Source organism: Pseudomonas sp. Pseusp10 (genome assembly GCF_059492225.1).
Map to the genome: position 1 here is coordinate 3,778,591 of NZ_CP168528.1, position 22,815 is coordinate 3,801,405.

The window sequence follows — 22,815 nt, forward strand, 5'->3', positions numbered from 1 at the left end:
ATGTCAGCCCTTTTTGGTGATCGGTCGCGTAGAAGCTTCGTCGCGGGTCTCATCTTGAGTCACTTGGCGATACCAGAGCTCATGGTGTTTCTTCGCCCAGCCGCGGCTGACCCAGCCATGCAACATGGCGCTGACCGAGCCCTTGATCCAGATGCCGGCATAGATGTGCACGATGATGCTCAGGATCAGCACGAAAGCGGCCAACGCATGCAGCAACATCGCCCAGCGGATAATCGTGATGCCGAAGTAATCGCTGAAATACGCACGCCAGATCACCAGCCCGGTGACCAACAAGCCAAGCATGCACAGCAGTAAAGTCCAGAACAGCAACTTCTGCCCTGGGTTGTATTTGCCAATGGGCGGGACGCCCTCCTCTTTGTTCAGCATCACCCGGTCGATGCGCTTGAGCCACAGGCGGTCATTAGCGATGAAGTAATTGGCGCGCCAGAAGCGAAACACCAGGCCGAGGAACAGCAGGAACATCAGCACGCCCATGAACGGATGCAGGATGCGCGTCCATGGCCCGCCGCCGAACAGGTTGCTGAGCCAGAACAGCGCCGGGTGAAACAACGCCAGCCCGGACAGCCCGGCCATGAAGAACAGAATCGCCACCAGCCAGTGATTGGTGCGCTGGCTGCTGGTGTAGCGCAGGATCGTCTTGTTGCTCATGGCCTGCCCTCCCCACGAGGATCGAAGGTGTGCACCGACGGATCGACTTCATGCACGGCATTGTCTGGCGGGTTCGGGTGTTCATCCTCTTCGACGATCTGCGGGCCGACGCGCACGTAGTGGAAGAACCCGGCCAGCACCGCTGCGCCCATGGCCAGCAGCGCCAACGGTTTGCTCACGCCTTTCCACAACCCTACCAACGGACTGATCGCCGGGTGATCGGGCAAGCCGGCGTACAGTCTTGGCGTATCGGCGTGGTGCAACACGTACATCACGTGAGTGCCACCAACGCCTTCGGGGTCATACAGGCCGGCGTTTTCAAAACCCCGGCTCTTGAGGTCGACGATGCGTTCGGCCGCGTGTTCCTTCATGTCGTCCTTGGAACCGAACACGATGGCACCGGTCGGACAGGTCTTCACGCACGCCGGCTCCAGCCCCACCGCTACCCGGTCCGAGCACAAGGTGCATTTGTAGGCCTTGTGATCCTTTTGCGAGATCCGCGGGATGTTGAACGGACAACCGGTGATGCAATAGCCGCAACCGATGCAATGATCCTGATCGAAATCAACGATGCCATTGGCGTGCTTGATGATCGCCCCCGGGCTGGGGCATGCCGCCAGGCAACCGGGCTCGGCGCAATGCATGCAGCCATCCTTGCGGATCAGCCATTCCAGGTTGCCGGCATCGGTTTCATGCTCGGTGAAGCGCATCAGCGTCCAGGTTTCTGCGGTGAGGTCCTGCGGGTTGTCGTAGGTGCCATGGTTATGGCCGACCTCGTCACGCAACTCGTTCCATTCCGAGCAGGCGACCTGACAGGCCTTGCAGCCGATGCATTTGGTGGTGTCGATCAGCTTGGCGACTTCCTCCATGCCGCGCACCGAGGGCGCAGGTGTGGTAGTGGCCGAGCGGGCAATGATGTCTTGGCTGGCCATTTAGACTTTCTCCACGTTGACCAGGAATGACTTGGATTCCGGGGTCTGGGTGTTGCCATCGCCGAGGAACGGCACCAGGGTGTTGGTCAGGTAACCGTGTCGCGTGAGCCCGGTGAACCCCCAGTGCAGCGGAATGCCGATCTGGTGCACCACCTGATTGTTGACTTGCAACGGACGAATCCGCTTGGTCACCACCGCCACCGCTTCAATGAATCCACGCTTGCTGCTGACCCGAACCCGGTCGCCGGCGACGATGCCTTTTTCCTTGGCCAGCACCTCACCGATTTCCACGAACTGCTCGGGCTGGGCAATCGCGTTGAGCTTGCAATGCTTGCTCCAGAAGTGGAAATGCTCGGTCAGCCGGTAACTGGTGGCGGCGTAGGGGTATTCCTTGGCCACGCCAAGGGAATCCCAGACCGAATCGAAGATCCGCGCCGCCGGGTTACTGGTGGCCTTCTTGTTCTGCGGGTGCAGCGGGTTGATGCCGATCGGCGTTTCGAACGGCTCGTAGTGTTCAGGGAACGGGCCTTCGTTCATCTTGTCGACGGCGAAGAATCGCGCCACGCCTTCGGGGTTCATGATGAACGGATTCATCCCCGCTTCCGGCGCCACATCAGCCTTGTAGTCCGGCACATCGGTGCCGCCCCAAGTCTTGCCGTTCCACCACACCAGGCGTTTTTTCGGATCCCACGGCTTGCCTTGCAGGTCCGCCGAAGCGCGGTTGTAGAGAATCCGCCGGTTGGCCGGCCAAGCCCAGGCCCAACCTTGGGTCTGGTGCATGCCGTACGGGTCACTGTTGTCGCGGCGAGCCATCTGGTTACCGAGTTCGGTCCAGCTTCCACAGAAGATCCAGCAACCGGACGCCGTGCTGCCGTCGTCCTTGAGCTGGGCGAATCCGGCCAGTTGCGCATTGGCCTTGATCGCCGCGCCAGTGGCATCGGTGAAGTCGGTGGTGGCAGAACCGTTGATTTCCTTGGCCAGCTCTTCCGGCGAAGGCTCGTCCGGGATCTTGTACGGCCAGGACAACTTGAGTATCGGGTCAGGGTACTTCCCGCCTTCGGTCTGATAGCGCTGACGCAGACGCTGGAACAGTTCGCTCATGATCCGTATGTCAGTCTGCGCTTCACCCGGCCCATCGGCGCCTTTCCAGTGCCATTGCAGCCAGCGACTGCTGTTGACCAGCGAGCCGTCCTCCTCGGCGAAACAGGTGGTGGGCAGGCGAATCACTTCGGTCTGGATGTCGGCGCTCTTCACATCGTTGTACGGCCCGACATTGCGCCAGAACTCCGAGGTTTCGGTGGCCAGCGGGTCCATCACCACCAGCCACTTCAATTTGGCCAGTGCCGCGGTCACCCGGTGTTTGTCCGGCAGCGCGGCAATCGGGTTGAAGCCCTGGCACATATAGCCGTTGACCTTGCCCTGGCCCATCAAATCAAACACCTTGAGGATGTCGTATTGGGGAATGTCCAGTTTCGGCAGGTAGTCGTAGGCCCAATTGTTCTCGGCCGTGGCGTTGGCGCCGTACCAGGCTTTCATCAGGCTGACGTGGAACTTGCCGTAGTTCTGCCAGTAAGACAGTTGCCCCGGGCGCAATGGTTTTTGCGTGCGCTTGACGATGTAGGCGTTGTAATCCTGCTCGGCTTCGCCGGGTAGCGTGAGGTATCCCGGCAGTGCGTTGGACAGCAGGCCCAGGTCGGTCAGCCCCTGGATATTGGAGTGCCCGCGCAAGGCATTCACGCCGCCGCCCGGCATGCCGACGTTACCCAGCAACAGTTGCACCATCGCCGCACTGCGGATCATCTGCGAACCGATCGAGTGCTGGGTCCAGCCCAGGGCGTAGAGAATGGTCATGGTCTTGCCCGGTTGCGAGCAAGTGGCGATCTCCTCCCAGATTTTTTTCATGGCATCGACCGGCATGCCGCAAATCTGGCTTGCCAGTTCGATGTTGTAGCGGCTGTAGTGCTGCTTCATCAATTGATAGACGCAGCGCGGGTCCTGCAACGTCGGATCGACCTTGGCAAACCCGTCCTCGCCAAGCTCATAGCCCCAGCCGGACCTGTCGGTGTAGGCACGCTTGGCGACGTCGTAGCCGCTGAAGATTCCGTCCTCGAAGCCATAGCCGGCTTTGACGATGAACGACACGTCGGTGTAGTTGCGCACGTATTCGTGCTGGATCTTGTCCTCGGTCAGCAGGTAATTGATCAGCCCGCCCATGAAGGCGATGTCGGTGCCGGTGCGGATCGGCGCGTAATAGTCGGCCACCGAGGCGGTCCGGGTAAAACGCGGATCGACCACGATCAGCCGCGCCTTGTTGTGCGCCTTGGCTTCGGTCACCCATTTGAAGCCGCACGGATGCGCTTCTGCTGCGTTGCCGCCCATTACCAGAACCAGATTCGCGTTGGCGATATCGGTCCAGGTATTGGTCATGGCACCACGGCCGTACGTCGGGGCAAGACTTGCCACCGTCGGGCCGTGTCAGACACGCGCCTGGTTATCAAACCCCAGCATGCCGAGACTGCGAACCACCTTGTGGGTGATGTAGCCGGCTTCGTTGGACGCCGCCGAGGCCGCAAGGAAACCGGTGGTCAACCAACGGTTCACCGTTTGACCCTGGGCGTTCTTCTCGATGAAGTTGGCGTCGCGGTCGGCCTTCATCAGGTCGGCGACGCGATCGAGCGCTTCATCCCAGGAGATGCGGGTCCACTCGGTACCGCCGGCTTTGCGCACCTGCGGGTATTGCAGGCGTCCGGGGCTGTGAATGAAGTCCAGCAGGCCTGCGCCTTTGGGGCAAAGAGTGCCGCGGTTGACCGGGTGGTCGGCGTCACCTTCGATGTGGATGATGTTTTGCGCGACATTCTTCGCCGTATCGCCCTGGCTGTACATGATCACGCCGCAACCGACCGAGCAATACGGGCAGGTGTTGCGGGTTTCATGGGTGTGGGCAAGCTTGAAGTGACGCACCTGTTCGGCAAAGGCAAGCGTCGGGGCCATGCCCAACGCACCCAGGCTAGAGCCTGCAAGGCCGATACCGGCGACCTTGAAGAACTGACGACGGCTGAGATCCATCGTGCACTCCTGATCAGGTGGAACCCGGTACATGGCCGGGCTTTTTTGAACAACCACGGTCGGGGCAGTCTGGCTGCCGACACTACAAACTGTAGTCAATACTGTCGAATCTGCGATGAAACCCGACCGTCGGCCCACCACCCCCCCTGTAGGAGCGAGCTTGCTCGCGATGGAGTGTCAGTCGACGCTCACTCAACTGATACACCATCGCGAGCAAGCTCGCTCCTACAGGGGATTGGCGTTTATCATGGCCGGCATGATTAACCGGCCTTTACGAGATTTGCGCATGACTTTCGATTTTGATCAGGTGTTCGACCGCCACAACACCGGCAGTACCAAGTGGAGCCGTTACCCGGCCGATGTGTTGCCGATGTGGGTCGCCGACATGGATTTCGCCGCGCCGCCGGTGATCATCCAGGCCCTGCAAAAACGACTGGAGCACCCGATGGTCGGTTACAGCGTGGCCCAGGATGACCTGCGCGAGGCGATCGTCGCCGACCTATGGAACAAGTACGCCTGGCGCGTCGAGCCCCAGGAGCTGATTTTCCTGCCAGGCGTCGAGTCCGGTTTCAACATGGCGCTGAAGGCACTGGTGCAGGCGCCACAGAACGTCGTTGTCCAGGTGCCGAACTACCCGCCGCTGCGCCATGCGCCCAGGCATTGGGGCCTGAACAAGGTCGAGCTGAATTTCGATGCGCAAGCCGATGGCACCTACACCACGCCGCTGGATACCCTGAGCCAGTCGTTGCAAGGTGGCGGCGCCTTGCTGCTGAGCAACCCGCATAACCCGCTGGGCAAGGCCTTTCCCCGCGCAGAACTGCAAGCCATTGCCGATATTTGCCTTGAGCATGATGCCTGGATCATTTCCGACGAGATCCACGCCGAGCTGTGCTTCGACGGTCGCCAGCACATTCCGATGGCGACCCTGAGCCCGCAAGTCGCCCAGCGCACCATCACACTGATGTCAGCGAGCAAGGCCTACAACATCGCCGGCCTGAAAACCTCGTTCATGATCATCCAGGACCGCCACCTGCGCGAGAAGGTCAACCACGCCCGTTGCGGCATGGTCGACAGCGTCAATCCGCTGGGCATGGAGGCTACCCGCGTTGCCTACAGCGAAGCCGCGCCATGGCTGGCCGAGCTGAAGGTCTACCTGCAAGGCAACCGTGATTTCCTGGCCGAGGCCGTGCGCACCCGCCTGCCGGGTATCACCATGAACCTGCCGCAAAGCACCTACCTGGCGTGGCTCGATTGCACGGCGCTGGGGCTGGACAACCCGCAGCAGTTCTTCCTTGATCAGGCCAGGGTCGGCTTGAGCGCCGGCCTGGACTTCGGCGATGACTGCAAACAGTTCGTACGCCTGAACTTCGGCTGCCCACGGTCGCTGCTGGAAGAAGGCATTGCGCGGATGGAGCGCAGTTTGCGCAATCTCAAGGCCTGATACTCCCCTCAGCAGCAACGAAGATCCCTGTGGGAGCGAGCTTGCTCGCGATGGCGTCCTGTCAGTCAGCAATGATGTTGCCTGACAGTGCGCCATCGCGAGCAAGCTCGCTCCCACAGGGTGACAACCCGATGCTGTGATACTCCGCACAATTGCCGGCTACCGCCCACCAACGCGGCAGCAACTGCCTGACCTTGCTCTCGCCAAAACGGTCGTCGATCAACATCACCACCCCTCGATCCTGTTGCGTACGGATCACCCGTCCAGCGGCCTGCACCACTTTCTGTACGCCGGGAAACAGATACGTGTAGTCGTAACCGGCGCCAAAAATGGCGGCCATGCGCCGCTTCAGTTGTTCGTTCACCGGATTGAACTGCGCCAACCCCAACGTGGCGATAAACGCGCCGATCAACCGGGCACCGGGCAAATCGATCCCTTCACCAAAGGCCCCGCCCAGCACGGCAAATCCAACACCCTGGCCGTCGGCGTGGAATTGATCGAGAAACTGCTGGCGTTGCGCTTCGCCCATGCCTCGGGACTGCGACCAGAGACTGATGTGCGGATGTTTCTCGGCGAGTAACTGCGCCACCTGCTGCAAATAATCGAAGCTGCTGAAAAACGCCAGGTAATTGCCGGGGCGTGCGCAGAACTGTCTGGCGATCAAGTCCACGATCGGTTCGAGGGAGGACTGGCGATGCACGAACCGGGTGGAGATCTGGTTGACAATGTGCACTTGCAGTTGATCGGCATGAAACGGCGACTCGACGTCGATGCACACTGTGTCCGCCGGTGTCCCCAGCAAATCGGCGTAATAGTGCCGGGGGCTGAGGGTCGCGGAAAACAGCACCGTGCTGCGCGCGGCGCTCAGGCGCGGGCGGATGAACCCGGCGGGGACCACATTGCGCAGGCACAACTGCGAGAGGTTGCGCTTGCGCTCGAGGTCGCGCTTGCTGATGTCGAACAGGAACTGCTCATCGAACAGTTCGGCCACCCGGCAAAAATGCAGCATGTCGAAGTAAAACCCCTGCAGTGCGCTGTCCAGCCCTTGAGGGTGATCGTTCAGGTAGTCACCGATGCTGGCGCTGCACGATGACAGTGCCTGAAGGAGCTTTTGCGGCGCCTGGTCATAGGCCTGATAGGCGCCGGTTTGCGTGTCATGCAGGGCATTCCACTCACGGTTGACCCGCTGCATGGGCTTTTTCAGCACGTCGGGTGCGGTTTTGCGCACGCCGTTGAAGGTCGCCTGATCGAGGCTGGCGCTGTACATCTGCCGGCCGCGCTCCACCAGGTTATGGGCTTCGTCGACCAGCACCGCGACCTTCCAGTTATTGGCCTGGGCCAGACCGAAAAGCAAGGCGCTGAAATCGAAGTAATAGTTGTAGTCGGCAACCACCACGTCGGCCCAGCGCGCCATTTCCTGGCTCAGGTAATACGGACAGACATCGTGGGCCAGGGCGACCTCGCGCAAGGTGCTCTGATTCAACAGGCTGCGTTGACTGGCCGCCTGCCGTGCAGCGGGCAGGCGATCGTAGAAACCCCGGGCCAGTGGACAGGACTCGCCGTGGCAGGCTTTGTCCGGATGTTCGCAGGCCTTGTCCCGGGCGATCATCTCCAGCACCCGCAACGGCGGCGCATCGGCACTGGCAAGAATCACTTGCGCGGCGTCCAGGGCCAGTTTGCGTCCCGGGGTTTTCGCCGTCAGGAAGAACACTTTGTCCAATTGCTGCGGCGCCAGGGCCTTGAGCATGGGGAACAAGGTGCCCAGGGTCTTGCCGATTCCCGTGGGCGCCTGGGCCATCAGGCAGCGCCCCGTGCTCACGGCCTTGAACACTGACTCGGCCAGATGGCGCTGCCCCGGTCGAAAGTCGGCGTGAGGAAAGACCAGACGCTGCGCCGCCCGATTGCGCCCTTCTCGATGGGCGACTTCCTGTTCGGCCCATTGCAGGAACCGCGCGCAATACCGTTCGAAGAATTGTTGCAGCTCGGTGGCGTCGAAAGGCTCGACCAGGCAGGTCTCCTTTTCGCTGACGATGTCGAAATACACCAGTGCGAGATTGATCTTTGCCAGATCCAGTTTCCGGCACATCAACCAGCCGTATATTTTCGCCTGGGCCCAATGCAGCTGACGGTGGTTGGCCGGTTGCTTGCTCAAGTCGCCGCGGTAGGTCTTGACCTCTTCCAGGCAGTTTTGCCCGGAGTCGTAGCCGTCCGCCCTGCCCTTGACCGTCAAGGTTCGATACTGGCCTTCAAGGACGACTTCGCTTTGGTAGCCCTCGCTGCGCCGCGCTGCCACCGTACGGTGCCCGACAATGCCCTCCAGCGCGGTAGGCGACGGCGTGAAGCGCAGATCGAGGTCGCCGACCTTGGCGGTGAACTCACACAGCGCCCGCACTGCAATGCTGTAGCTCAAGTGTCCTGCTCCGCCCATTGCACGTAGCACACGGCGATGGGCATCCGGTGTTCGTGGCAGAACTCCAGCCAACGCAACTGGTTGTCCTGCAGGCGATCGCCCGGGCCTTTGACTTCGATCATGCGGTAGGTCTTTTGCTGCGGCCAGAACTGGATCAGGTCCGGCATGCCGGCGCGATTGGCCTTGATGTCGAGCAGGAGGCGGTTGAACCAGTGTTTGAGGTGCTCGGCCGGAAGACAGTCCAGGGCTTGCTCCAGCAACTCTTCGCTGAGCGCGCTCCAGAACACGAACGGTGACTGCACGCCCCACTTGGCGGCATAACGTTCGCGGATGGTCTGCCGGTAGCGTCCGTCGTCGAGTTCGGCCAGGCAAGCCTGGAACAGGTCGGCCCGGCGGCCATGGAAGTCTTCACTGAGCAAATCCACCGGCCCGCGCTGGAACGGGTGAAAAAACGCCCCCGGCAAAGGCGCGAAAATCGCTGGCCAACACAGCAGGCCAAACAGTGAATTGACCAGGCTGTTTTCCACGTAGTGCACCGGTACCGAATCCTCCGCAAGATGCGCCTGAACGTAAAACTCCACCGACAACGCCGGGTCTGTCCTGGGCAATTGCAGGTCCAGACGCTGCATTTCCCGGGGCGCAGCCCGCTTGATGGGAGGCCCGCCGAGCTTGCGCCGCAGGCGTGGCAGCACACGGAGCAACTGCTGGTGTTCTGCGGCACTTTCCGGAGCCTGTTCGGCCTGTGCGGCCAGATCCATCGCCAGCTCGAACTGACCGCTGCGTTCCAGCACGCGAATCAGCCGCGAACGCGCGCCGGGGTAAGCGCATTCGCGGTAGAGGTTCAGGGCCATGGAGAAATCCGCGATGCGTTCGCAGTACTGGGCCATCTGGAACAGCAGCTTGCCGCGCCGGCGTTGCAACCACGGATTATCCAGCGCCAGCCCCTTGATTCGCTCGGCCACCGCTTCCAGCGCTTCACCGGCCTCGAATTGTTGCTGGTACGCGTGCAGCAGGACACAGGCATCCACGTCTTCGCGGCTGCGCAAGCCACGGGACTCGGCGCAGAACTCGACTTTTTCGTAGGTGTAGATACCCAGGTCGGCCAACACGAACTCCGACCAGTCCTGGTACAGGTTGCCGAAGAACATCAGGCGCAGGCGATCGCACAATTGCATGATGGTCAGGCTGAACAGGCGCTCGTCCAGGGTCGGACACCAGTCGTTGAAGCTTTGCACCTGAGGAAATTGCTCGCACAGCGCCGGCAGCCAATCGGCTTTCTTGCCTTTGGGTTGATCGATGACAGCGACAAAGGCCTGGAGGATCTCTGCCTTGAGCAGCACCTCGAACAGCTCGTCGATGGTGATTGGCATTTGCCCGTCGACCCAACCCAGTTCGAGCAACGGGCCGGCGGCTGTACCGATATCGCCGATTTCGTCGTAATGCAGCTTGCTCGCCCTGAAATGAACGCCTTTGCGCATGACCATTCTGACCAGCAGCGCCTGCGATTCACGGGGCAACCGCTTGAATTCATGAATGAAACGCTGCTCGTCGACGCTCAGCACATCGGCCGAGCGCTGCTCAAGCCAATCAAGCACTTGCATGAAGTTGTTCAAGTAATAGAACGGGTCGTCGAGGGGATTTGCAGTCACAGGGAAATGGGCCATGGCGAGCGAGTACTGGTTATGCGTACAGATACCAGTTCCGCCCTGCCCGGTGCAATCGGAAAAGGATAAATGGCGCTGTACGGAATTTTTTCCGGGCAGTAGAACTTTCTGCCCCCCAGCCGCACCAACCGCCATAGAGGTGCAGTGACAGCTATCGAACTGATGGCGCTGCTTCAGAACGTATAGAGGTGATTATGGATATCAAGACTTTGGGCTTGCCCCTGGCAATAGCGGCCCTGTTGACGCTGACCGGTTGCTCGACGCCAACGGTGGTGACGCTGCAGAACGGCACTCAGTACCTGACCGAAGACATGCCGAAAACCAAAACCAGCGACGGGTTCTTCGAGTTTGAGGACATTTCGGGTGCGAAGGTGAAAGTCAGGGCCGATGACGTGGCGACGATTCGTGAGGAAGACTAACGTTTCTCCTGGCACGATGTGGCAGGTTTCGAGCACTGCTTTACACTCGATAGACCCCGTGCGACCGAATGACTGTGCAACGCTTCGACACGATGCGTTGCAATACGGGCATCACGTAAAGATTCAGGTGACGCCGAAATGAAAATGGTCTCGCCACTTCTGGCCTCTCTGCTCGCCGTCAGCGTGTGCATGACTGCGAGCGTGTGTGACGCCGCCACGAAGGCAAAGGCAAAACCAAAGCCCTTGCCAACTTACAAGACCAGTTTCGATTGCGCCTCGCCCCAGGCATCCGCCGAAAAGCTCATCTGTCATGACGCCCAACTGGCGCAGATGGACCTCGAACTCAATCGCCTTTATTTGCTGGCGCTCACGGATGAACATTCCGTGCCGCGCCCGGACAAAGTCGAGGTTGATCAACAGTTCTGGATCGACGCCCGCAACCAGTGTGACAGCGGCCCGCAAGCCAAGCCCTGCGTCATTCGCAGTTATGCCGAGCGTGCGCATCAATTGCGCCAGGGCTCGGCCATTGCCAGAACCAAGGACCCAAGCAGACGCACCGAAGGCCCCGTCGCCTTCCATTGCGCAGGGATCAGCCCGCTGGTTGCCGCCACGTTCTTTACGGTCGAACCGGGGGTTGTGTTCCTGAAATGGGCGAACACCTCCATCACCCTCAACCAGGTGCCGAATAATTACGGAACCCAGTTCACGGGCAAGGATTACAAAGGCAGCTACAGCTTCTGGCAAATCGGCAATGACGTGTTTTTGCAGATACCCGGCTCAGGAAAGATGAGTTGCGCAGCCGAGCCGGTCGGCTGATGACCCTGGCATCGGGACGTCCTGTCCCGATGACCGCTCACCGCTTCAGCTGCCGGTGCGAATCTTGTTCCAGACCCGGGTACGCACCCGGTCGATGTTCAGAGGCATGGCTTCCAGGGCAAACAGCTTGCCCATCATTTCCGGGCTGGGGTAAACCTTGGTGTCATTCTTGATGGCCGGGTCGATCAGGCCGTCGGCCTGTTCATTGCCATTGGCGTAATGCACGTAGTTGCTGACGCTGGCCATGACGTCCGGGCGCAGCAGGTAGTTCATGAAGTCGTAGCCGGCCTTTTCATCCGGGGCATCGGCCGGCATCGCGACCATGTCGAACCAGATCGCGGCGCCTTCCTTGGGAATCGAATAGCCGATGTCGATGCCGTTGTTGGCTTCCCTGGCGCGGTTTTCCGCTTGCAGGATGTCGCCGGAGAAACCGACCGCGACGCAGATGTCGCCGTTGGCCAGGTCACTGGTGTACTTGGACGAGTGGAAATAGCTGACATACGGCCGCACTTTCAACAGCAGGGCTTCGGCCTTTTTGTAGTCTTCCGGGTTCTTGCTGTGAGGCGGTAAACCGAGGTAGTTCAACGCGGCTGGCAGCAGTTCGGGGCCGTTGTCGAGGATGGCCACGCCGCACTTCTGCAACTTCTGCATGTTCTCGGGCTTGAAGATCAGGTCCCAGGAATCCACCGGGGCATTGTCGCCCAGCACCGCTTTGACCTTGGCAATGTTGTAGCCGATACCGGTGCTGCCCCACAGGTACGGGAAGCCGTGCTCGTTGCCCGGGTCGTTGGTCTGCAATGCCTTGAGCAGTACCGGGTTGAGATTTTTCCAGTTTGGTAGCTGACTCTTGTCGAGCTTCTTCAGTGCGCCGCCTTCAATCTGCCGGGCCATGAAGTGGTTGGAGGGGAACACGACGTCGTAGCCGGATTTACCGGTCATCAGCTTGCCATCGAGGGTTTCGTTGCTGTCGTAGACGTCGTAGGTGAAGGCGATGCCGGTTTCTTTCTGGAAGTTTTTCGTGGTGTCTGGCGCGATATAGTCCGACCAGTTGTAGATTTTGACGGTTTCGGCCGCCTGACTGATTGATGCGACCAGCATCAGCGGGGCCAGAGTCAGTGTCTTTCGGATCATGAGTCGATTCCTGTAAAGGTTGTTTTTGTTGGCAGGCAATCAAAGGATCAAAAATCAAAACTCAAAACTCAAAAAATCAAAACGTAGGTCTTGCGTACGGTTTCCTGGATGTCCCAGATGCCGAGGCTGTTGGCCGGCAACATCAGTGCGTCGCCGGCTTCTATGAGCAGGGGTTCACCGCCGTCCGGGGTGAAGGTGCAGCGGCCCTGAATGAAGTGACAGAATTCCTGGGCGACGATCTGCCGCCGCCAGCGTCCGGGTGTGCATTCCCAGACGCCGGTCTCGACGCCGTCGTCGCGTTCGACGCTGGTGGTCGAAGCCACGGCCACGGGTGTACCCAGGGGTACGGCGACCGGATTGGACTCTTCCAGTTTCAGGGTTGCGGTGTTCTTGAATTGCGTGATGCTCATGGGAATACCTGTCGATGTAGCCTGTAGATGAAGAGCGCGCCGTTTAGTGCATGAAACCTTCCATGAAACCGGCCACCCCGCTGGCCAGCTTGCGGCGCCAGGGCGCGGTCGCCGGGTTGGCCAGGGTCTGGTCCTCATGGACGAAGCTGCGGATGATCGCGTTGTAGCCGAGCCAGCGGATCGGTTCCGGCTCCCAGGCCCTGAGCGCGTCGAGACCACGCTCGGGGATGACCCACGGCTGGCGTACCAGGTCGGTGTCGCGCCCCAGGATCAGGTCGGCCAGCGTCCGCCCCCCCAGGTTGCTGGCGCCAACGCCCTCCCCGCCATAGCCGCCAGACAAGGCAATACCGTTGGCCCGGTCGCAGAGCATGTGCGGCTTGAAGTGCCGGGACATGCCCAGGTTGCCGCCCCAGGAATGGGTGATCTGCACGTTTTTCAACTGCGGGAACAACTCGCCAAACAGATAGCGCCGCAACTCTTTTTCGTCAGTGGTCAGGTCGAAGTTGTGGCGTAGTTTGCCCGCGAACCGGTAACCGCCACGGGCGCCAAAGATCAAGCGGTTGTCAGCGGTGCGTTGACCGTAGGTGACCTGGCGACTGGCCTCGCTGAACGCCTGGCCACGACTCAGGCCAATTTCGTCCCAGGTGGCGGCAGACAATGGCTCGGTCGCGACGATCAGGCTCTGCACCGGCATCTGATAACGCCCCAACGGCGGCAAGGTGACGGAGTAGCCTTCGACCGCCGGCACCAGCCAGCGACTGCGCACCGACGCTTGCGCCGTGCGCAGGTTGCCGGACTGCCAATGGGTGACCGGGCTGTTTTCGTAGATTTTGACCCCCAGGCGCTCCACCGCCCGGGCCAGCCCGCGTACCAGCTTGGCCGGATGGATGGTCGCCACGTGTGGCGCGTAGATACCGCCATAGGGTTTGGCGACCCGGATCTGTTGCGCCAGTTGTTCCGGGTTCAGCCAGCGATAGTGGCTGTCGTTGAGGCCCTGGCGGTGGAGATCGTCCAGATAGTGACGCAGGCTGGTCTCCTGCTCCGGATAGCGCGCAGCGCAATACAGCACCCCGCCTTTGCGATAATCGCAGTCGATCCCCTCACGTTCGAGGACAAGTTCCACTTCTTCCGGAATGCTGTGCAACAAATCGTAGGAGGCGCGGCGCTCTTCCACCGGCAAATCGGCCAGCAGGCGATCTTCACCCAGCAAGTTGCCCATCAGCCAGCCGCCGTTGCGCCCGGATGCGCCGAAACCGGCGGTTTGCGCTTCGACAATCGCGATATTGAGGTCAGGTTTGTGCCGCTTGAGGTAGTACGCGGTCCAGAGGCCGGTGTAGCCCGCACCGATGATCGCCACGTCGACATCCAGATCCCGCTCCAGCGCCGGACGCGCCAACAAAGGCTCGTCGAGCTGGTCCATCCACAAACTGATAGTGCGCCACGCCGGCATGCAAGACTCCGCCACTCAGACTTCGATGGCGTCGATCCTAGTGCGTGGGCTCAGGCGCTGTCTTGCGCGCGTGCACGCAAAGAAATTTGTTTGACGTAGGCCTTGGGTGACTGGCCGGTGTGCTGACGGAAACAGCTGTAGAACGCCGACAGCGAATTGAATCCCGCAGCGAAGGCCAGTTCATCGATACGCAGTGGTGGTGTGGCGGCATCCAGCGCGGCGAGCAAATGCTGCAGGCGCGCCTGGTTGACGTAGCGGTAGAAGCTTTGTCCCAACACCTGGTTCAACAGATAGGAAATCTGATTACGGCTGTAGCCGCACTCCTTCGCCACCCGTTGCAGGTCGAGCTCCGGGTCAAGATAAGGCTGCTGACCCTGGAAATACTGTTGCAGGTCATCGGCCATGAAGCTCAATTGGCGGGGTGACAATCCGAGCCGGCTGACCGCCGGGCGCTGGTTGCCGCAAGCTTTGCTGGCGGGTTGCTCATGCACCAATGAAGCGTATTCGTTGACCCGCCAGATCAGCCCGTCCTTCACGGTAATCGCTTCGCTGGCGCGCAAAGACACCAATCCTTCACCGCCGCGCAGTGTGATGCGGTACTGAATGAACGCTGTGTTGCCGTCCAGTCGAATGCGGTCGGAGTGCTCCAGCGCTTCATCCGGATCCCGGGGCATGCTGCTGCGCACGTATTCGCGCAATTCGGCCAGGCCCATGACCCGGTTCTGGAAAAAATCGTTGTACTGGATCTCAGGGTGATAGAGCGCCATGACACCATCCAGATCCCGGTGCTTCCAGCGCAAGTGATAGCGCATGACCGTCTCGCCCGTGGCCTGGGTTTGCAGCGGGCCATCATCATCGGCGTGCATTGAAAATCTCGACGGGAAAAAACCGAGCTTGCCCAACTTCCGCTTTGTCTTCAACGACTAAACAGATGATGGCTTTTGCCCGCAAATTGCGGCTAAGAGTGAGCTGAATCAAAACAACGCCGGCAATCGCCAAACGGCCTGAAAAATCCACATTATTTTCACATCCGGCTGCTACTTTTAAACACTGTCACTGGTTGAACCAATGAAGGTTCTCCCTCCTACCATGAGCTCAAGGAAGCGCTCGAAGATGAAGGCGGGCAACACATGAATATAGGGTTCAGTAAGGTCACGTTTCCAAACGCCTGCCAGCTGATGCGCTGGCATTTTCATCCCATGGGGTTCGAGGCGAGCATGGACGCGCCGGGCAGCATGATTGCCCGTCTGTTTGATCGTGCCACTGGCGAGACCATGATCGCCATTGCCGGTATTCCGTGCGCCACCGTCATGAATGCCGCGGATGTAGAACGAATAATCGAAGCGGTGGAAGATGAACTTGAAGCCTTCATTCCACCGGAGGCCGTCAAGAGTTATGCCTGAAGGCTGTCCCCCCCACTAAAAGCCCACTTCAAATGGGCTTTTTGTTGAGCGCTATTCCCTGTAGGAGCGAGCTTGCTCGCGATGGACTCAAGAGCGCCGCGTTTAGCCAGTAAATACGCGTTATCGTTAACGACCATCGCGAGCAAGCTCGCTCCCACAAAATCAGGTCGTGGTTTGGCTTGCACGATGATCGACAAAAAACGCCTTGCCCTTGCCGATCCGGTCGGAGGCCTTGGGCATGTTCGCGGCCTGGGTGTCTTGCGCGTCGACGTACCAGTAGCAATGGCTGACGGCGCGGGTAATACCCACGTACGCCAGCCGCAGGATCTCGTCCTTCTGGGCATTGTCGTAGGGTTCACTGTCACCGGCCTTGCCCAGGCCCGCCATCCGGTAAACCTGATTCTTGTAAGGCGAACTGGTCAGGTGCTGGCAGTCGCCCAGCAAGAACACCGCATCGGCCTGGAGGCCCTTGGCACTGTGATACGTCAGTTGCTTGAGCCTGCGAGCCTCATACGGCAAGCTCGAATCAACATTAACTACAGACTGAATATGCTCTTCTATCAATAGCTTATCGCTATTTTTTCGATACAGCATCAAGATCGAGTCGCCCTTTCGGTAATGCTCCATCAGGCGCTGGGCCATGCCCTGGTCGTCACGATCGAGGACGTTAACCGGCAGCAATGCCTTGGGTTCGCCGCTGGCCTTGGCTTTCTTCCCGGCAATCGCCGGTGCTGCCCGCACGATGTGTTCGGCGGCATCAATGATGTGCTGGTGGCTGCGATAGTTGTCGCTCAGCATGACCTTGGTGGTACTCGGCGACGGAAACTCCTTGTTGAACTCCATGAAGTAGGTCGGCGAACTGCCGCGCCAGCCATAGATCGACTGCCAGTCATCGCCTACACAGAGCAGCGAGGAACGCTGGGCGCCGCGTCCGACGTGCATGGCCGGTCCGCGACTGCGGATCTCGGCCAGACTGGCCCTGATCCAGGAGACGATTTGCGGCGAGACATCCTGGAATTCGTCGATCATCAGGTGCGACAGCGGTCGCAGCAGCTCATCGCCGAGCAGCTTGAGGTTCTCTGGCGAGTGCTCGCTGAACAGGGCGAACATCCGGTTGTAAGTCATGATCGGCGGTTTCTGATCGAGCAAATGATCTTCCAGCGCCCGCCAGTAAAGGCTCAAGGCCTCGAAGAAGAACCGGTCGGGATCGTCCTTGGCGAAACTCATCTGACCCACGGCGCTCGGCACATCGAGCCCGAGGTTTTCGATGAACCCGGCAGCGGCGACAAAACAATCGAGCAATGGCGCAGAAGCGAGTTCGCCTTTGACCTTGTAATCGAAGCCCGGCCCGGCGCTGGCATCGTCGGCGAGCGATGCCAAAACACGTTTTGATGATTCGTAACTATCCAGCCATATCAATGGCTTACGACAGAAAGCTTGAAACAGGGTGCGCTTCACTGCCCACTCTGCGCGCACCGTCAGTTTGGCGTTAGGACGTGCCACCTGCGGGTTTTCCCGAGGATCGAACCCCAGCACCACCCAGGCATCCAGGGACGGAATGTAGCCGTGACAATGGAATGTCGAACCGTTGATATCGAACGACTGACGATTTGGTTCGATACCCTTGATGGGCCAGGCACCGGCGCGAATCCACAGGTCTTCTATGGCGTCGCACAATTCTTCATCGCGCTTGGCGGCCAGTTCGGTAACGCCGATGCGTTTCTGCACATCCGGGTGATCGCGCTCCAGCTCCTTGAGTTGCAAGGCATGCCGGGACAATGGCTTGATCAGCTCGCGAAAGCGCTCATCGTCACGGTGCAGACGGTGATAGCAGGCGTTGAGTTGTTGGCGTTGAGCGTCGTTGATCCGCAGATCGAACGGATTGCTGTCGACCTCCTCATCACCCTGTGCAGCCCGCAGGCTGAGGTTTTCGAAAGCCTGCAAACGCTCAAAACCCGGAAGGCTGCGCACCATCGGCAGGATCCGCGAGTGAAAGGTGCGCACCAGATCCCGCGCCTCCTTGAAACTGATAACGCGCCCCCAGAGCGCAAACAGTTCGATCAGCTTATTGATGAAGTCCTTGCGCGACTCACGGGTGAAGGTCACCACCGTCATCGAACTCAGCTCGAAGCCCAGGTAATGGGTCAGCAGCAAGATACGCAGCACCAGCGTGGTCGATTTGCCTGCACCGGCACCCGCGATCACCGAGGTCGACGGCGTATCGCTGAAGATCATTTTCCACTGTGCGGCGCTGGGTTGGGCATGGGCCGGCAGCAACCGGGCGACATCAGCCTTCATGCGCTTCTTCAACTCGGCAGTCAACGGCAGGCGCCAATCGTCGAACAACAGGTCATCGACATTCGGTGGCCGGTGTTCAGTGGAGCGCGAGTCGCGGATCAGCAGGACCTGTCGACCCTCCTCCAACCCTTCGAGCTTGCCTTCCTTGTAGCCGTAATCGACCCCGGCGCTGTGACCGCTGCGAAAACCGTCGGCCTGGCCATGCAACCACGACGCACGATGCTGGGCATGCAGGCGGGTCAGGCTGTAACCGAAGAATCGGGCGAGCAGTCGCTTGATCAGCGGCATCTCGGCCAGGGGGCGAAGTTCAGGAGGAAGATCGGGGGTGTGTCGCGGCACGCGGACTGACTCCAGGGTGTGAGGCTGTTGAGCGCTATGGTGTCTGCATTTGCCGTCGAGTTCTAGTGAATTGCTTATGACTCATTGGCTTATGCGATGAAGTGAAGGTTGGATAAGAAACTTTCGAGGTGGCTTTATATCAATCCATTCGATTGGAATGCTGCATTTTTTACGCTTTTTATCGATTGTTGCCTGATGGATGATAGCCGTCATCACTCACCGGTCTCGCTTCATGGCCCAGGCGCCTCGCCCCATGACGAACCTTTTCAGGAGACGATCATGCTTGAACTCAGACCTTTCAACTCGCTCGGCGGCGCTCACCACGGCTGGTTGGATGCTCATCACCATTTTTCGTTCGCCGAATACTACGATCCCAAGCGTATGAACTGGGGCAACCTGCGGGTCTGGAATGACGACGTGATCGCTCCCGGCACCGGTTTCCCGCAACACCCGCACCGGGACATGGAAATCATCACCTATGTCCGCGAAGGCGCCATTACCCACCAGGACAACCTTGGCAACAAGGGCCGCACCGAAGCGGGTGACGTCCAGGTCATGAGTGCCGGTACCGGGATCGCCCACAGCGAGTACAACCTGGAAGCGACGCCGACCAGGATCTTCCAGATCTGGATCATCCCGAATGAATCCGGTCTGGCCCCGTCCTGGGGCGCCAAGCCGTTCCCGAAAGGCGAGCGCGAAGGTTTTGTCACCCTGGCCAGCGGCAAGGAAGGCGACGATCAGAGCCTGCGCATCCGCGCCGATGCCCGGCTGGTAGCGGCCAACCTGAAGGCCGGCGAGTCTGCCGAGTACCCGCTGGACAAGGGGCGTCGTGCATACCTGGTGCCGGCCACCGGGGTCATCGAAGTCAATGGTTTGCGTGCACAAGCTCGAGACGGTGTAGCGGTTGCCGATGAGCAGGTGCTGCGCGTAACGGCCATCGAGGACAGTGAGATCGTGTTGGTGGATCTGGCTTGATTCGCTGAGCGCAATTGCAAAAAAAAGGGGCGACCGTATTGGTCGCCCCTTTTTAGTTGCTGCGGCAAACCCTTTGTGGGAGCGAGCTTGCTCGCGATGGCGGCCTGGCATCCAGCATTGATATTGACTGACAGACCGCTATCGCGAGCAAGCTCGCTCCCACAGGGTTACATACAACTCCGGAGGGAGTTACGTTGCTTATTTCGCGGAAATGGCGCCATCCACCAGCGTTTGCGCTTCGGCCACCAGCTGCTTGAGGTGGTCGTCGCTGACAAAGCTTTCGGCGTAGATCTTGTAGATGTCTTCCGTGCCCGACGGACGCGCCGCGAACCAGCCGTTTTCGGTCATGACCTTGAGACCGCCAATGGCCTGGTCATTGCCCGGTGCATGGCTGAGGATGCTCTGGATCGGTTCGCCGGCCAGTTGGGTCGAAGTGACCTGTTGCGGCGACAGCTTGCTCAACAACGCCTTCTGTTCCGGGTTGGCCTTGGCGTCGACCCGTACCGAGAACGGTTCTCCCAGTTCATCGGTCAAGGCACGATACGCCTGGCTCGGATCGCGGCCGGTACGGGCAGTCATCTCGGCAGCCAGCAGGGCCGGAATCAAACCGTCCTTGTCGGTGCTCCAGACGCCGCCGTCCTTGCGCAGGAACGAGGCACCGGCGCTTTCTTCGCCGCCGAAACCGAGGGATCCATCGAACAGGCCGTCGGCAAACCATTTGAAACCAACCGGCACTTCGTACAGGCGCCGGCCCAGGCGCTTGGCCACGCGGTCGATCAAGCCGCTGCTGACCACGGTTTTACCCACGGCAGCATCGGCGCGCCATTGCGGACGGTTCTGGAACAGGTAGTCGATGGCAACGGCGAGGTAGTTGTTCGGCGCCAGCAAACCACCGGACGGCGTGACGATGCCATGACGGTCGTGATCGGGGTCGCAGGCAAACGCCACGTCGAAACGCTGTTTCAGGCCGATCAGGCCTTGCATGGCATGGGTGGACGATGGGTCCATGCGGATCTGGCCGTCCCAGTCGACGGTCATGAAACGGAAGGTCGAGTCGACCTCCTTGTTAACCACATCCAGGTCCAGGCGGTAATGCTCGGCAATCGCCGACCAGTAGCGCACCCCCGCTCCACCTAGCGGATCGACGCCCAGGCGCAGCTTGGCCTCACGGATGGCGTCGAAGTCGATCACGTTGATCAGGTCGGCGACATAGGTGCTGAGGAAGTCGTGACGATGGGTCGTGCCGGCTTTCAGTGCCTGCTCGTAGCTGATGCGCTTGACGCCAGCGAGCTTGTTGGCCAGCAGTTCGTTGGCCTTGGCCTCGATCCACTTGGTGATGTGGGTATCGGCCGGACCACCGTTGGTTGGGTTGTACTTGTAGCCACCGCTTTGTGGCGGGTTGTGGGACGGTGTGATGACGATGCCGTCCGCCAGGCCCGAAGTGCGCCCGCGGTTGTAGCAGAGGATCGCATGGGAAATGGCTGGCGTCGGTGTGTACTCGTCGCCAGCGGCGATCATCACGGTCACGCCGTTGGCGGCCAGCACTTCGAGGGCGCTGGCGCCGGCCGGCGTGGACAGCGCGTGGGTATCGATGCCGACAAACAGCGGGCCATCGATGCCTTGAGCTTCGCGATACAGGCAGATCGCCTGGCTGATCGCCAGCACGTGCCATTCGTTGAAACTCAAGTCGAACGAGCTGCCGCGGTGCCCGGACGTGCCGAAGGCTACGCGCTGGGTCGAAATGGCGGCATCAGGCTGGCCGGTGTAATAGGCCGTTACCAGTCGCGGGATGTCGACCAACAATTCTGCCGGTGCCGGTTTACCCGCAAAAGGACTGAGTGTCATGCAAAACCTCTGGAATAGAGTGGTTCAGGAATTGGATCGCAGTTTACTGGCAGTTTGACCGCAAGGCGATGGGATCGATCCAACAGAGTGCAGGATGTTATTTTTTGCCTGACTCACTCGATTGATTCAAGGCGCAGCGCATCCCCCAACAAGCCCAGTGCGGCAGCCAGATTGTGATCACCGCCGAACGTATGACTCAAGCGCAGATGCTGCCCGTGCAGACCCTGGAGGCTAAACAGTTCACCCGGCGCGATGACCACCTGATGCGCCAGCAGACGCTGGAACACACGACGGACATTGACCCGACGCAAGGAACGCACCCAGATCGTTGCACCGCCTTCAGGCTCGACGAAATGCAAGGCATCACCCAATCGTTCCTGCAACAACAGGGTCATCTGGCTCTTGCGCTCCTTGAGTAACCGACGCAGCACTAGCAGGTGTTGATCGATACGACCGCTGCTGTACAAACGGGCGATGGCTTTCTGGCGAATCGGCGAGAGACGAAAGGACCGCAGCAGAAAGTGCCGTTGCAACTCAACGCTCAAATGCCTTGAAAGCAGGTAACCGTAAGGCGCTTCCGGACCGATGGTTTTCTCGAACGTGGAAAACACCATCAACCGTTCAGGGTCCAGCAAGTCGCGAAAGCGCACGCCGCCCAGGTCGAATCCGAGTTCGCCATAACAATCGTTTTCCAGCACCCAACTGTCATACGCAGCCAAAAGCCGGGCGATGGCTTGCCTGTTTTCGTCAGGCGCCAGGCTGCCACGGGGCATATTCAGGGCCGATGACAGCATCACCAGCCTTACCGGTTCGGTATCCAGCAGCATTTTGAGGCGCTCCGGATCGAGGCAGCCATCGGCTTGCAAGGGCAACTCGATCACCTGCACGCAGGCGGCTTGGAACAAACGCAGGATCGCCCAGTCGCACGGTGATTCGACCACCACGGTGGCGTCTTTCAAGCCCAGCACGGCGATCAGGATTTCCAGTACACCGCGAAGGTCGGCGCCGATGTAGACATCATCGGCGTGCCAGTAACGCATTGGCGATGTGGTGTAGCGTGCTGCCAGGGCGGCGCGCAATTCCAGCTCACCGCAGGGTTGCGAAGGCGACTGCGGCTGTCGGGGATACTGGCGCAGCAGCTCTCGCTCCAAAAGTAACAAAGGACTGTCGAGCGGCTGCAGCAACGCCGGTTCATCGGCGCTCAGGACCAGCATCCCCGGACGCCTGGCATTGACGTAGACGGCTTCCAGCAGGTCGCTGCCGCTGTCCTGCGGGTTGATTGAGGACACCGGCAATGCGTAGTAACCCGACTTGGCCACCGAATAGACGCGCCCTTCTTTTTCCAGCAGCGAATAGGCGTACTGAATGGTCGAGATCGACACGTTGAGACGTTCTGCCAGATGCCGCAACGATGGCAGGCGGATGCGCGAATCCCCTTCGGACTCGTTGATCAGGCTGGCCAGGTACCGGTAAACCGCCTGATAGGCGAAATCCGTTTCTCGAGGACCTTTCATGGGTAAAGGCCGATTGCAATGGCTGAAAATCCA

General features: G+C 60.0%; 17 protein-coding genes. 5 read left to right on the top strand and 12 right to left on the bottom strand.

Annotated features, from left to right (window positions below; translation table 11 throughout):
* Nucleotides 1–3: 3 nt before the first annotated feature.
* Genes ACEN8Z_RS16985 through fdnG form a run of 3 tightly spaced genes read right to left on the bottom strand, consistent with a single transcriptional unit; the run spans nt 4 to nt 4,667 of the window.
* Entirely contained in the window at nt 4–669 is a 666-nt protein-coding gene (locus ACEN8Z_RS16985; protein WP_495594972.1) for a formate dehydrogenase subunit gamma, read from the bottom strand.
* Nucleotides 666–1,601, bottom strand: a complete 936-nt coding sequence (gene fdxH, locus ACEN8Z_RS16990; protein WP_442098214.1) for a formate dehydrogenase subunit beta — start codon at nt 1,599–1,601, stop codon at nt 666–668. Before fdxH ends, ACEN8Z_RS16985 begins: the two co-directional genes overlap by 4 nt.
* Nucleotides 1,602–4,667 (bottom strand): formate dehydrogenase-N subunit alpha, encoded by a 3,066-nt coding sequence (gene fdnG, locus ACEN8Z_RS16995; RefSeq protein WP_495594973.1) that lies wholly within the window; start codon nt 4,665–4,667, stop codon nt 1,602–1,604.
* A 286-nt stretch (nt 4,668–4,953) separates the two neighbouring features.
* Here fdnG and ACEN8Z_RS17000 point away from each other — a divergent pair, with 286 nt between their 5' ends.
* On the top strand, nt 4,954–6,108 hold the full coding sequence (locus tag ACEN8Z_RS17000; protein WP_495594974.1) for a MalY/PatB family protein: 1,155 nt from the start codon (nt 4,954–4,956) through the stop codon (nt 6,106–6,108).
* Nucleotides 6,109–6,169: 61 nt separating this feature from the next.
* Here ACEN8Z_RS17000 and ACEN8Z_RS17005 read toward each other — a convergent pair whose 3' ends face one another.
* Nucleotides 6,170–8,518 (bottom strand): ATP-dependent DNA helicase, encoded by a 2,349-nt coding sequence (locus ACEN8Z_RS17005; RefSeq protein WP_495594975.1) that lies wholly within the window; start codon nt 8,516–8,518, stop codon nt 6,170–6,172.
* The gene (locus ACEN8Z_RS17010) at nt 8,515–10,182 is read right to left on the bottom strand and encodes a VRR-NUC domain-containing protein (protein ID WP_495594976.1); all 1,668 of its coding nucleotides are present in this window, start codon (nt 10,180–10,182) and stop codon (nt 8,515–8,517) included. The genes ACEN8Z_RS17005 and ACEN8Z_RS17010 overlap by 4 nt, the downstream gene beginning before the upstream one ends.
* Before the next feature lie 194 nt (nt 10,183–10,376).
* Here ACEN8Z_RS17010 and ACEN8Z_RS17015 point away from each other — a divergent pair, with 194 nt between their 5' ends.
* Nucleotides 10,377–10,601 carry a YgdI/YgdR family lipoprotein gene (locus tag ACEN8Z_RS17015; protein ID WP_495594977.1) on the top strand — a complete coding sequence of 75 codons (225 nt, stop codon included), beginning with the start codon at nt 10,377–10,379 and terminating at the stop codon, nt 10,599–10,601.
* Between the two features lie 138 nt (nt 10,602–10,739).
* Nucleotides 10,740–11,417 carry a lysozyme inhibitor LprI family protein gene (locus ACEN8Z_RS17020; protein ID WP_495594978.1) on the top strand — a complete coding sequence of 226 codons (678 nt, stop codon included), beginning with the start codon at nt 10,740–10,742 and terminating at the stop codon, nt 11,415–11,417.
* A 45-nt stretch (nt 11,418–11,462) separates the two neighbouring features.
* Here the strand turns inward: ACEN8Z_RS17020 and ACEN8Z_RS17025 are convergent, their stop codons facing one another.
* The 4 genes from ACEN8Z_RS17025 to ACEN8Z_RS17040 all read right to left on the bottom strand — a co-directional run bounded on the left by ACEN8Z_RS17025 (nt 11,463) and on the right by ACEN8Z_RS17040 (nt 15,274).
* Nucleotides 11,463–12,548: a polyamine ABC transporter substrate-binding protein gene (locus tag ACEN8Z_RS17025; protein WP_108228806.1), complete on the bottom strand. Its 1,086-nt coding sequence runs from the start codon at nt 12,546–12,548 to the stop codon at nt 11,463–11,465.
* 68 nt (nt 12,549–12,616) lie between these two features.
* On the bottom strand, nt 12,617–12,958 hold the full coding sequence (locus ACEN8Z_RS17030; RefSeq protein WP_008002074.1) for a cupin domain-containing protein: 342 nt from the start codon (nt 12,956–12,958) through the stop codon (nt 12,617–12,619).
* Nucleotides 12,959–13,001: 43 nt separating this feature from the next.
* Nucleotides 13,002–14,408: an NAD(P)/FAD-dependent oxidoreductase gene (locus ACEN8Z_RS17035; protein ID WP_495594979.1), complete on the bottom strand. Its 1,407-nt coding sequence runs from the start codon at nt 14,406–14,408 to the stop codon at nt 13,002–13,004.
* A gap of 50 nt (nt 14,409–14,458) precedes the next feature.
* Nucleotides 14,459–15,274 (bottom strand): helix-turn-helix transcriptional regulator, encoded by an 816-nt coding sequence (locus ACEN8Z_RS17040; protein ID WP_495594980.1) that lies wholly within the window; start codon nt 15,272–15,274, stop codon nt 14,459–14,461.
* 264 nt (nt 15,275–15,538) lie between these two features.
* On the opposite strand from ACEN8Z_RS17040, the gene ACEN8Z_RS17045 reads away from it, so the two are divergent.
* Nucleotides 15,539–15,811, top strand: a complete 273-nt coding sequence (locus tag ACEN8Z_RS17045; RefSeq protein ID WP_495594981.1) for a DUF1652 domain-containing protein — start codon at nt 15,539–15,541, stop codon at nt 15,809–15,811.
* Nucleotides 15,812–15,973: 162 nt separating this feature from the next.
* Here the strand turns inward: ACEN8Z_RS17045 and ACEN8Z_RS17050 are convergent, their stop codons facing one another.
* Nucleotides 15,974–18,448 (bottom strand): UvrD-helicase domain-containing protein, encoded by a 2,475-nt coding sequence (locus ACEN8Z_RS17050; RefSeq protein WP_495594982.1) that lies wholly within the window; start codon nt 18,446–18,448, stop codon nt 15,974–15,976.
* A 279-nt stretch (nt 18,449–18,727) separates the two neighbouring features.
* Between ACEN8Z_RS17050 and ACEN8Z_RS17055 the strand changes: the two genes are divergently transcribed.
* Complete coding sequence (locus tag ACEN8Z_RS17055; protein WP_495594983.1) at nt 18,728–19,423, top strand: pirin family protein; 696 nt, start codon at nt 18,728–18,730, stop codon at nt 19,421–19,423.
* 198 nt (nt 19,424–19,621) lie between these two features.
* On the opposite strand, the gene pgm is transcribed toward ACEN8Z_RS17055, so the two are convergent.
* Together pgm and ACEN8Z_RS17065 are read right to left on the bottom strand one after the other, a co-directional pair.
* Complete coding sequence (gene pgm, locus ACEN8Z_RS17060; protein WP_495594984.1) at nt 19,622–21,268, bottom strand: phosphoglucomutase (alpha-D-glucose-1,6-bisphosphate-dependent); 1,647 nt, start codon at nt 21,266–21,268, stop codon at nt 19,622–19,624.
* A 113-nt stretch (nt 21,269–21,381) separates the two neighbouring features.
* Nucleotides 21,382–22,782, bottom strand: a complete 1,401-nt coding sequence (locus ACEN8Z_RS17065) for an aminotransferase-like domain-containing protein (RefSeq protein WP_495594985.1) — start codon at nt 22,780–22,782, stop codon at nt 21,382–21,384.
* Between the last annotated feature and the right edge of the window lie 33 nt (nt 22,783–22,815).